The organism is Intestinibacter sp. (genome assembly GCF_022780145.1).
GTDB lineage: Bacteria > Bacillota > Clostridia > Peptostreptococcales > Peptostreptococcaceae > Intestinibacter.
In genome coordinates this window covers 1-12,072 of sequence record NZ_JALEXO010000029.1, presented here as the reverse complement: position 1 = coordinate 12,072, position 12,072 = coordinate 1, and the positions used below count along the sequence as shown (strand labels likewise).

The 12,072-nt window shown below is 29.7% G+C and carries 13 protein-coding genes; 4 read left to right on the top strand and 9 right to left on the bottom strand.

The window, feature by feature from the left end:
• Window positions 1-152: 152 nt before the first annotated feature.
• Complete coding sequence (locus tag MR593_RS01130; protein WP_290686043.1) at window positions 153-758, top strand: peroxidase-related enzyme; 606 nt, start codon at window positions 153-155, stop codon at window positions 756-758.
• A 75-nt stretch (window positions 759-833) separates the two neighbouring features.
• On the opposite strand, the gene MR593_RS01125 is transcribed toward MR593_RS01130, so the two are convergent.
• Entirely contained in the window at window positions 834-2,078 is a 1,245-nt protein-coding gene (locus MR593_RS01125) for a sodium-dependent transporter (RefSeq protein ID WP_290686040.1), read from the bottom strand.
• A 157-nt stretch (window positions 2,079-2,235) separates the two neighbouring features.
• Here MR593_RS01125 and MR593_RS01120 point away from each other — a divergent pair, with 157 nt between their 5' ends.
• The gene (locus tag MR593_RS01120) at window positions 2,236-3,204 is read left to right on the top strand and encodes a DUF2232 domain-containing protein (protein WP_290686038.1); all 969 of its coding nucleotides are present in this window, start codon (window positions 2,236-2,238) and stop codon (window positions 3,202-3,204) included.
• Between the two features lie 31 nt (window positions 3,205-3,235).
• On the opposite strand, the gene MR593_RS01115 is transcribed toward MR593_RS01120, so the two are convergent.
• The 5 genes from MR593_RS01115 to MR593_RS01095 form a co-directional block, all read right to left on the bottom strand.
• On the bottom strand, window positions 3,236-3,688 hold the full coding sequence (locus MR593_RS01115) for a hypothetical protein (RefSeq protein ID WP_290686035.1): 453 nt from the start codon (window positions 3,686-3,688) through the stop codon (window positions 3,236-3,238).
• A 2-nt stretch (window positions 3,689-3,690) separates the two neighbouring features.
• Window positions 3,691-5,202, bottom strand: coding sequence for a M56 family metallopeptidase (locus tag MR593_RS01110; protein ID WP_290686033.1), 1,512 nt, complete (start codon window positions 5,200-5,202; stop codon window positions 3,691-3,693).
• Between the two features lie 23 nt (window positions 5,203-5,225).
• Window positions 5,226-7,049 carry a M56 family metallopeptidase gene (locus MR593_RS01105; protein ID WP_290686030.1) on the bottom strand — a complete coding sequence of 608 codons (1,824 nt, stop codon included), beginning with the start codon at window positions 7,047-7,049 and terminating at the stop codon, window positions 5,226-5,228.
• 17 nt (window positions 7,050-7,066) lie between these two features.
• Complete coding sequence (locus MR593_RS01100; RefSeq protein ID WP_331474705.1) at window positions 7,067-7,426, bottom strand: BlaI/MecI/CopY family transcriptional regulator; 360 nt, start codon at window positions 7,424-7,426, stop codon at window positions 7,067-7,069.
• Between the two features lie 142 nt (window positions 7,427-7,568).
• Window positions 7,569-8,612 (bottom strand): branched-chain amino acid aminotransferase, encoded by a 1,044-nt coding sequence (locus MR593_RS01095; protein WP_290686045.1) that lies wholly within the window; start codon window positions 8,610-8,612, stop codon window positions 7,569-7,571.
• Between the two features lie 138 nt (window positions 8,613-8,750).
• Here MR593_RS01095 and MR593_RS01090 point away from each other — a divergent pair, with 138 nt between their 5' ends.
• A complete protein-coding gene (locus MR593_RS01090; protein WP_290686029.1) occupies window positions 8,751-9,548 on the top strand; it encodes an EFR1 family ferrodoxin in 798 nt (265 codons plus the stop codon).
• Between the two features lie 57 nt (window positions 9,549-9,605).
• Here the strand turns inward: MR593_RS01090 and MR593_RS01085 are convergent, their stop codons facing one another.
• Window positions 9,606-9,788 (bottom strand): DUF1858 domain-containing protein, encoded by a 183-nt coding sequence (locus tag MR593_RS01085; protein ID WP_290686027.1) that lies wholly within the window; start codon window positions 9,786-9,788, stop codon window positions 9,606-9,608.
• 67 nt (window positions 9,789-9,855) lie between these two features.
• A complete protein-coding gene (locus MR593_RS01080; RefSeq protein ID WP_290686024.1) occupies window positions 9,856-10,407 on the bottom strand; it encodes a hemerythrin domain-containing protein in 552 nt (183 codons plus the stop codon).
• 208 nt (window positions 10,408-10,615) lie between these two features.
• Between MR593_RS01080 and MR593_RS01075 the strand changes: the two genes are divergently transcribed.
• Window positions 10,616-11,257 (top strand): Crp/Fnr family transcriptional regulator, encoded by a 642-nt coding sequence (locus MR593_RS01075; RefSeq protein WP_290686022.1) that lies wholly within the window; start codon window positions 10,616-10,618, stop codon window positions 11,255-11,257.
• 41 nt (window positions 11,258-11,298) lie between these two features.
• On the opposite strand, the gene hcp is transcribed toward MR593_RS01075, so the two are convergent.
• The coding region (gene hcp, locus MR593_RS01070; protein ID WP_290686020.1) for a hydroxylamine reductase at window positions 11,299-12,072 on the bottom strand (774 nt) is incomplete at its 5' end.

Genomic DNA, 12,072 nt, shown 5'->3' with positions numbered 1-12,072 from the left:
TCGGGAATTTAAGCCTTTGGAGTATTATATCAAATGCAAGTAGCTATAAATTTATTTATAGTAAAAGCAGATACGTTGAAAAAGGAATGAAACATAAAATTTTATAATTTTTTATAGATTTTTATAAGTTTTCAGTAACGGATAAAATTAAAATGTCTTACGAATATGATGAACAGTTATCTTTTTTACAAAAACCAAATAAAGATGAAATAGATCCAGAAAATCAGAAAATTTTTGATGCAAATGTAGAAAAAATGGAAAAAAATTGGGGATTTATAAATAATTTATTTAAAATTCTTCCCCTTAATGATAAACAATATAAAGCATTTTTAAATTTTAAAAACTCTTTATTCGACGAAGAAACTACTTATTTGAGCCGTATAGATAAAGAAATGATAGGACTTGTAGTCTCATCTACTAATGGATGCGCATATTGCCTATCTACACATGGATATATACTTCGCGGTCTTACTAAGGATCCTGAATGGGTAGATGAACTTACATATAATTATAGAATAGCTAATCTTACAGACAAGCAACGTGCTCTTTGTGATTTTGCATATTTTCTTACTACAAAGCCTAGAGAAATAGACAAAACTCAATTTGAAAATCTAAAAGCAGTTGGTTTTAACGATCACGAAATACTTGAAGCTTCATATGTAGTTGGATTCTTTAATTATACAAATAGATGGACTGCTGCAATAGGTGCTAAACCTAACTCAGGTCATTTTAGCCATAATAGATCTTTCAATAAATAATCTTATTTCAACTAAAAGAGCATTGCCACATAATCGCAATGCTCTTTTAGTTATTATATAAAATATATATTTAAATTATCCAATACCACCTAATAATATTCCCGCTACAAATACAAATATAGCGATAAATACATATACATACTTAGCCATCGGTTTGAACCAATTTCCTAATTCATGATTTGCACCTGTTTCTATTTCAGACTTAGCCTTATCTATTCCTATTACCCAGAAGAACATCACAGCGGCAATAAATGCTCCAAGTGGTGCTATGTAGATAGATGAGAAGTCTAATAATTGACCTAAAACATCTCCATTTTCAACAAATAACCCTATCGCAAATGTTATCGCACAAATAGATACTACAGCTACCTTTCTGTTTAATTTTAAATTACTTTGTACAGCTTCTATTGGAACCTCTAATAGACATACAAGAGTAGTTATTGATGCAAATATCAATGATATAAAGAATAATATCGCAAATAATCTACCAAAAGGCATTACTTTAAATATAGCTGGCAAAGTTATAAATAAAAGCGGTGGTCCAGATGCTGGGTCTAGTCCAAATGCAAATACTGAAGGTATTATAACAACTGCTGCTATCAAAGCTGCAAGTGTGTCAAATATTACAGTCTTTTTAGCTCCATCTACTATATTCATATCTCTACTCAAATAGCTTCCATATACAAGCATGCCAGATCCTGAAAGCGATAATAAGAAGAATGCTTGTCCCAAAGCATATATCCATGTTTTTGGCTGAGATAAGTATTCCCATTTAGGTATAAACAAGTACTTAAATCCGTCTACAGCTCCATCTAATGTACATACTCTAACAAAAAGTACTAAGAATAAAACGTAAAACGCAGGCATCATAACCTTGTTTATTTTTTCTATACCAGAAGATATACCAAATAAAAGTACTATTAATACTAATAATAAAGCGATAAAATGCCATGGTACACTTCCAAATGGACCCGCAATTTGTCCAAAATAAGCTCCAGGATCTGCAGCATTCATCGCACTTCCTGTTATATATCCCACAAAAAAGCGTATAAACCATCCAACTACTATTGCATATCCTATAGCTATTATAAATGTTCCTATTACTGGAATTGCTCCTAATATTTTACCTCCCTTTTTACCTCTAGTCTTTAAAGCCTCATCGAAGGCTCCTATAGGCCCTTGTTGAGTCATTCTACCAAATGCAAATTCACCCATCAAACCTGTAGCTCCCAAAAGTACTACAAAGATTATGTAAGGTATCAAGAAAGCAGCTCCTCCAAATTGACCTATTCTATATGGAAATAGCCATATATTTCCCAAATTATTTTATATATCATTATATTTTTTCATAAAAATGGCAAGATTTATTATTAAATAGTTCATATTAATTATATATAATAGAAGTTGAGTGACAAAACAATTAGTATTAGACAATTTGAATGTTAATTAAATTTTTATAATAGGAGACAATATTTATATGAATGATTCAGTAAAAAATTTAACACTTGCATCTATCCTTACTTCTTTATTCGTAGTGATCACGATTTTTGCGTTGTCGACGGGACTTGGATATGGGATTTATTTAGATTTTGCTGTACCTATTTTCTTTGCGCTTGTTTATTTAAAATGTGGCGGAAAATACACTATATTAAGCGGAATAGTTTCAGTTTTATTAGTATTTATGGTAGTTGGAGATTTGGCAGGAGCTCTATTTATAAGTCAAAGCTTTTTACTAGGGGTAATCTGTGCGTATTTTATGGACAAGGACAGTATCCTTATGGAGGATATATTCTTTGCATCTATATTGGGAACCTTCACTATTTTGTTGGTAGATTTATATACTAAAGGTTTAACTGGATATAGTTTAATCACAGAATTTAAGGAAATGGCAGCTTGGTTTCCTTACAAAAATTATCTCAATTTTTTCATCTACCTGTTAATAGCTTTTTATGTAGGCGGTATGTGCTTTTGTATATACTATATATCATTATTTTTAGGAAAGAGATTGAAGATTTTAACTCAAAACGCTGAGAAAAAATACTATATCTTCAGAAATTTAAAAGCATTTAATAGATTTTTATGCTTAAGGAGAAGTACTTTTTATGCCTGCGCCATTTATATTTTTATTGTAGAGCTATTAAATATACTCAATGTAAAAATCGATTTTATTTATTTAAGAGTAATATTGATTTCAATAGAATACTTAGCTTTCTATTATTTATTTAGGGATTCGATTATAATAATACAGGATTATATCCTAACTCGCAGTAAAAAAGTATTATACGTTAGACTATTTATGCTAGCTGTACTTTTACCTTTATTCTTTGTATTTAAACTTGAATTTTTAATTTTAGTTGTCGTATCCTATATTATAGATGTGAAAAACCAAATACGATTACACCAAAAGAAAATCGTAGATTTGTATTATCAAAAAGTAAAACCTTAGAAGCTCACCTTTATCTTCTAAGGTTTATTTACTACAAACACATAACTATCAAATCCCATACTTTAGAAAAAAGATACATTAATGCCACAACCGCAATGCATCTTTTAAATGGTGTATTTATAAGATCAAACTCTGATTCCTCATTAATCCCTTTTATACTAAAATACGTAATTATCACTGTAATTATTGAAGCATAATAAAATGACCATGTATCTCCCTTAATGGGTCTAAATATTTTATCTATTAATATTTCTGAGCTATTATCTCTTGCCATTAAAATGAACGCAATTACTAATCCCATATAGCAGATTATTTTTTTCCTTTGAGAAAATTTATTTTTTCTCGTTTTATTTTTTATAATATCTCTATCTTCTTCTATATTATGTATATTTTTTAAATAATTATATACAATCGCTATAATACCTATATATAATATAGTATTAAGCAATTGAAATAAAATTTCGTCTGTTATTGTAATATCCATAATTAAATCTCCAAACCTAAAACATCGTATTTTACAAAGTTATTCATATCTATTTCTTTGCCTCTGCTGTCAAAATATTTAAACTCCAAATCCTCGTCTTTAAATTTAGTCAAATCTATTATATCCATGTCGACTTCATTCAACTCAGTATGAGCAGTTGCCACGACTTTTTTGTTTAAATAAACCTTTGCATCTATAGAATCACTTCCATTACAGACTAAAACCAAAGCTTTTTTCTCTAAATTCTTACCGTAATCTATAATAAATACTCCCCCTGATATATCAATTGGTTCGTGCTTTATAATTCCTTTTTTTAATTGAACGTATATAGGTGACATCCCTTCTTTTGTAGTTTTAAACACGCACACACCAATTTTATATTCTGATGAAAAACCAACTATTAAATTATTACCTATCTTCTGTATATCATAGATATAAATGTCTTTTATATTTCCTGTTGACTTAAAATCAGCTATACTCTGCTTTATAGATATAATTTCTCTTGTGTGATTATCGTATTCTTCATTTTCATATATCGAAAAATCTTGCTCTAATGATCCATACTCACCATTATTATATAACTGGTATGCACTTGGATTAGATACAGTAAATACCGCCCAAAATATAAAAGCTATATAAATAACTTTATATGTCTTGTATCTTACCTTTTTATAATTTAGTATATTTTTTATTCTCTTCTCGATATAAATTTCTCCAAAAGCTATAGGAGAGTATAAGTAATCCGAAGAAAATGCAGCAAATTCCAATAATGAATTACTGTAATCGACCTTTATAGTCCCTCTAAAATCCTTCATAACCCTCTCATCACAAGACATCTCCATATCCTCACTCATAAGCGAAAAAGCCTTCCATATAAGTGGATTAAACCAATGTATAATTACTGCTAAAAAATACACTTGTTTCAAAATATAATCAAATCTATCTATGTGTATTTTTTCATGTCGTATTAAATACAGCTTCTCCATTTCATTGAGCTCTGTAGGAATATATATTCTAGGCTTAAAAAATCCAAATACAAGGGGAGAGTTTATCATATCTGTCTCGTAAATATTGTCCTTTACAATCGTAGCTGTGCTCAGTTTTTTTCTCATCTTTATATATGAAATTATGCTGTAAGCTCCAATCATGATCATTCCTATTATCCATATAATTATCACAAACCATAAAAAATACTGCATTGTACTTCTGTGCAAATCTAAAGTCGATATTACATCATTAGATGAACTGTATTCCCTTACTACTCCATCCGATATATTTTGAAGTGTATTCGTGTTTATGTTTTTTTTGAAGTTTCTTAAAACTATCAATCCCATCGAAATGCTTAAATTCATCGGTATCAGTAATCTTACAAATAAAGCTATCCACAGTAAATATGAATATATCTTAGGAAATCTACTCAGCATGTATCTAGCTATTAATATTATTAAAAACAACACTGAACCAATTTTAGTCATATTTATTGCTTCATTGAACACTAGCTCTAAAAAATCCATGTATTTCCCTCCCCTCAAAATTTCTATCCAGTATAACTATCTGATATCATATATGTGTCTTTATCTATCTTTTCTATATCTAATAAATTATATTTGTCCACACACCAGCCGTCATCTGTAGGTACTCCATTTCCTGCATGAAACTTTTCAAATCCCGGAGCCATTTTTAAATCAAAATCCATCTCTACCCTAAATTTATCGCTGCCTAAACGTTCCTGTAATTTAAGGTTCTTTATTACGCAATCTGATACTGTACTATCTCCATTTTCAGAATACATTTTTTTGAACTTGATATTTTCCATAAATAATATTTTTGAAATTTCCTCTTCAGTAGTGTTTTTCTTTACAATTGCAATATCATCACTTGATATTAGAAGTTTATCATAAGTATAATCTTGCTCTACCATCTCATCTCCACCTGTATATATTTGCGTTTGTTGTGGTGGAACTTCCACCATATACGACATTTTTAAGTAATCGTCATCTTGATTTAGTAAAAACTTGTGTTTCCCTTTACTAGATAATTGTATGTATTTTGTAGAATTTACATATAATGAATTTGCATATTTACTATATGCCCCAGCTCCATCGTAGAAGTTATTAAAATCGAAATACACACTATCATCTGGATATCCGTAAATATAGCATACTATTTCTTTATCTTTTATAAAAACAATTTGATTCATACCTTCATTTAAGCCTTCTCGTATTTTATTAGATTTAAAACCTATAGCGCTCTCTATATCCTCTTTAGACGCATATGGAGAAAAGCTATACAAATAATCCCACTCAAAGTCAGTTAAATCCGATAAATCATCAACTAGTACATTTTTATTTTCACTTTTTTGTTTTAATGCTTCTATATTTTTAACTAGCGACTCTGAATTATCTAAATCGTTATTTTTAGGATTAGATATTAAAAATAACGTAGAAGCGACTATTAACAATACAACTATCAAAATCACTGACTTTTTAGGTTTTTTATAACCTAAAATATTTTTTATTCTAGATTTAATACTGTTTTCAGAGAACGAAATTGGCACATTAAACGTATTACCTCTATTAACAGCTAAATTCAAAAGTGAATAGCTATAATCAGCCCTTATATCTTCTCCTAAATTCTTCATTACCTTTTCATCACAGGACATCTCCATGTCTCTAGTCATAAGCATGAAGCTTATCCACATAATTGGATTAAACCAATGCACTGCTAAAAGTAAAAATGCTATTATTTTTATCAAATAATCCTTCCTTCTCAAATGCACTTTTTCATGTTCGATTATGTAGATTTTTTCCTGATCAGTAGTATTTGTAGGTATATATATTTTAGGTCTAAATAATCCAAATACAAATGCTGTATCTATTTGATCGCTTTCGTATATATTTTCATCGTACAATGTAGCCATTTTTATTCTCGAATTAATCTTTATATACGACACAATAAAATACACAATTAATATTTGAATACCTATTAACCATAAAATTGCTGCTATCTGCGTAAAATTAATTTCAAAGCCTTGAGTATTATCGACCGTATGCTCTACTATATTGTTATTTGTAGCTTGAGTCATCGAAATATTAGAAATACTATTGTTTACAGTTATATTTTTAGAAGCTCCATCTATTTTTCTAAATCCATCTCTATTAACCAAATTAAATAAGCTTAATTTAGAAATAAATGATATAGGACACACCAGCCTAAATAAAACAGCTATCCAAAGGGCAAAAGAAAATCCTTTAGGAGCTTTTTTGATGATAAATCGAATAATAATAACTACAATCGCAACATAGCTCGCAGTTATACTCATATCCAATATATTTTTAAATATATTCTCTAATAAATACATGTTAAGCCCTCTCTTTTCTAATCTTCTTTATAAGAATCTATCAGCTTCTTCAACTCATCTGCTTCCTTTTTAGAAATTTTCTTATCTCCAAAAAATGCAGTCAAGAATTTAGGTAGCGAACCACCAAATGATTTATCGACAACCTCATGACTTTCGTATTTTTGAGTTTCTTCCTTTTTAACTAAGGATGTCACTATTGTATTTTCATTTTTCACAAAATTTCTTTGAGATAATTTTCTCAGTACGGTATATGTAGTAGATTTTTTCCAACCAAGTCTTTCATTGCATAATTTAACTAGATCACCTGATTTAACGGGTTCCTCTTCCCAGATAATATTCATAAATTTATATTCCGCATCGAATAATTTATAATCCATAATTCCCATCCTCCTTTTGGTTTATTGTAATAAACCTATATTTATTTTAAGTTTATCACGATAAACCAATTTTGTCTATCGAAATTTTCCATAAAAAAACTGCTATAAGAGATCGTCCTCCTATAGCAGCCATTATTTATTTTTATTTAACTTTTACTATCCATCCTTCTGGAGCTTCTACATCACCAAATTGTATTCCATATAGAGTTTCATATAATTTAGTGATAACTGGTCCAGCTTCTTCCTTGCTGTGGAATATGTATTCTTTGTCGTTGTAGAATATGCTTCCTATTGGTGCAACAACTGCAGCTGTACCACAAGCACCTACTTCTACAAATTGATCTATATCATCTATTAATATTTCGCCTTCTATTGCTTCCATACCTAAGTAATCTCTAGCAACTGTTAATAATGAATTTCTAGTTATACTTGGTAGGATAGATGGTGAATTTGGAGTTATAAATTTGTTGTCTTTAGTTATACCAAAGAAGTTTGCAGCTCCTGCTTCTTCTATCTTAGTGTGAGTCGCTGGGTCTAAGTATATACAATCAGAATAACCTTCTTCATTTGCTATTTTATGAGGAAGTAAACTACCTGCGTAATTTCCACCAACCTTAGTAGCTCCAGTTCCCCATGGTGCTGCTCTATCGTATTTAGCAGTTGTCATTGAAACTGGCTTAAATCCACCTTTGAAGTATGGTCCTACTGGTATACCAAATATGCAGAATAAATATTCTGGAGCTGGTCCAACACCTATATTATCTCCACAACCTATCATAAATGGTCTTAAATAATATGTAGCACCTGTTCCATATGGTGGTACGTATTTTTCATTTGCTTTTACAACTTGAATACACGCATCTATAAATTTATCAACTGGTACTTCAGGCATTAATATTCTTTTGCAGCTATCTTGAAGTCTTTTTGCATTCATATCTGGTCTAAATAATTGTATAGATCCATCTTTTGTTGAATATGCCTTTAATCCTTCGAAGCATTCTTGTCCATAATGTAGAGCTGTAGCTCCTACACTTATAGATATTTTATCTCCTTGTTGTATCTTTCCTTCATCCCATTTTCCATCTTTCCAATAAGATACATATATATTATCTACATATCCATAGTTAAATCCTAGTTCATCCCATTTTATATTCGTTTTCTCCATAAAAACTGTCTCCTCTGCTATTTTTTAATTATTTACAATTTTCAAACTTTTCTATGTATACAATATATAATAACAAATTTTGCTATATTACACCATATATTTTATAATAAATTTATAATAAATTTTTTTTACATTTTTAGGAATTAGGAGGATGATAATATGAAATTAAACAAAATAAGTACTATATATTTCAGCCCTACAAATACAACAAAAACTATAGTTGAAACTATAGCAAATGTATTTTCCAGTGAAATAAATACTTACGATATAACATTCGATAGAACAAAAAAGGTTGAAAATTTTAAAGAAGATGAACTTTTAATAATTGGTATGCCTGTATATGGAGGTAGAATACCTTATCTAGTACAAGAATTCGTAAAAAATCTAAAAGCTAATAATACACTATGTATCCCCGTAGTTGTATACGGTAATAGAGATTACGAGGATGCTCTTTTAGAATTATCAGATTATCTTGAAGAAGGTGGATTTAAGATAGTATCTGCTGGAGCGTTTATAGGTGAGCATTCATTTGGCGCTGAAATAGCAGGTGGTCGTCCTAACGACGATGACTTAAATATAGCAAAAGACTTTGCATTAAAATCAAAACAAAAAATACAAAATATAAATTCTGTAAATGACTTTGAAAAAATAAATATTCCAGGAAATCGTCCTTACAAAGAATCAGCTTCTGCTACGATTGAATGGGAACCAGAAACATTAGACAACTGCAATGACTGCGGTTCATGTAAAGATGTCTGTCCTATGGGTATAATAGATAAAGGAAATCCTAAACTTATAACTGATATATCAAAATGCATACATTGTTGTGCATGTGTAAAAGTATGCCCACAAAATGCTAAAGTTATGACATCTGAAATGTACAATAAATTCAAAGAATTCAAAGGATTTTTGATGTTAACTTGTTCTGAACAAAAGCAACCAGAACTTTTTATGTAGTAGGCTTTAATAAATAACAACCCTCAGTGGGAACTAGCCCACTGAGGGTTAAATATCCTATTTGTTTAATTGAGCTAAAATATCTTCTACATCATGTCCATGTACCTTACAAGCTTCCTCTAAAGTCTCAACTTGTGCAGAAGGACAGCCTAAACATCCCATACCCATGCCAATTAAAACCTCTGCAGCATCTGGTTTCATTCTCAATATTTCTCCTATAGTCATATCTTTTGTTATCATAAAATTCACCTCTATTTTTTATTTATATCAATCATTTAATGATATATTTGCTAATATTTATCTTTAACTATTTTAGGTATTTTAATTCAAGATTTTCTAATAAATCTATATATTTTTCTCTAACTTGTCGGTTTTCAAATTCATATTTATCACATTCTCTATCTACAACATCTAAAATATCTCTATCTAATTCTCTATTTGCAAATTCAAATATAACTCTATCCTCTTTGTCTATATGAGACTTAAGCAAGTTAGTATAAGAAACTGCATTTGCAATTATATCTAGTTTAGCTTCACAATCGCCTGACTTAAATTGATTTAATGATTTTTCGAGATTAGATACGTATAATCGTCCTAAATCGTGCTCTACCAACATACCATGTGTAATTAATTTTTCTCCAATTGTATCAATATTATCTACCATTCTATTAAATAAAATTATTTCTTCTTTATTGTGATGATGACCATCTGCAAAATTCCTAATAAAATCTATTACGTTTAGAAAATCTCCATACTCTAATTTATTATTGTCTATAAATTCCATACACATATTTCTGACTACTGATAACATCCTTTTTATATATTCGTGTTCGTTTTTCATAAGTTCAATTGCACTCATGCCTCTGCCTCCCTATTTTATATATAATAATCCTATATTAAATACCTTTTTAGTATTTACATTTATGGAATACTTTATAACTCATATGAAAAAAATTGATTATAACTATTATTAAGTGGTATTATTTTATAATACATAGGAAATCAACATTATGCCTCTTTAGGATAAAGATTTTCTTATAATAATATTTTAAAGGTGGTAAATTAACATGTTTTACGATATGAAGCCCGAAGAAATTTTAAATTTATTTAAAGATATAGATTATACAATTAAAACATTCTCTGCGAAAGAAATCATAGCACTTGAAGGTGATGAATGTAAATACATAGGTATTATATTAAAGGGTACCCTAGATATTAAGCGAATGTTGAGCAATAAAGTCGTCAAGATGACTTCAGTTGGTCCAGGTCAACTATTTGGAGAGGTAATTGTATTTTCCGATGTAAACAAGTACCCTGCGACTGTAATATCTTCTTCAAAATCTGAGATATTATTTATCTCAAAAGAAAATTTTATAAAATTTTGTTATACTCATGCCGATTTTTTAGAAATGTTTCTAAAGGATTTAAGCAATAAAATTTTAATTTTAAATAAATCTATAGAAAGATTATCCTACAATAGTATTCGCCAAAAAATCAGTAATTACATCTTAGACGAGTACCAAAAGCAAGGCAGTAAATTTATTAATATAAGCATGACCAAACAAAAGCTCGCTGAAACTCTAGGAGTACCCAGACCTTCTTTATCTAGAGAGCTTATCAATATGAAAGAGCTCAACATCATAGATTATTCTAAAGATACAATAAAAATTTTAGACTTAGAAGCTCTATTTAAAATTTTAGACGAATAAAAAGTCCCCCCTCTCAATTGAGATGAGGGGCTTTTATATTTCTATTCCATAAACATTTTTATATCTTCTTCTACAGTAGATATTCCACCTATACCAAAGTTTTCAACTAATACCTTAGCGACATTTGGTGATAAGAATGCTGGAAGAGTTGGTCCTAGATGTATATTTTTAACTCCTAAATATAATAATGATAATAATACTATAACAGCTTTTTGTTCATACCAAGCTATATTAAATGCTATTGGAAGATCATTTATATCGTCAAGACCGAATACTTCTTTTAATTTTAAAGCTATAACAGCAAGTGAATAACAGTCGTTACATTGTCCTGCATCTAGCACTCTAGGAATTCCACCTATATCTCCTAAATCCAATTTGTTGTATTTATATTTTGCACAACCTGCTGTAAGTATTACTGTGTCCTTTGGTAGAGCTTTTGCAAATTCTGTGTAGTAATTTCTAGATTTAGCTCTTCCGTCACAGCCTGCCATTACGAAGAATTTTTTAATTGCTCCAGATTTTACTGCTTCTACTATTTGATCAGCTAGTGTTAGCACTTGGTTATGTGCAAATCCACCTACGATTTCACCTGTTTCTATTTCTGTCGGTGGTGGGCATTTTTTAGCATGTTCTATTATTTCAGTAAAATCTTTATCTGACTCGCTATTTCCATTTATATGCTTGCACCCTTCAAATCCAACTGCTCCTGTTGTATAAACTCTATCCTTGTAGCTATCCTTTGGTGGTACTAAACAGTTTGTAGTCATAAGTATTGGACCGTTGAAGCTTTCAAATTCTTCTTTTTGTTTCCACCA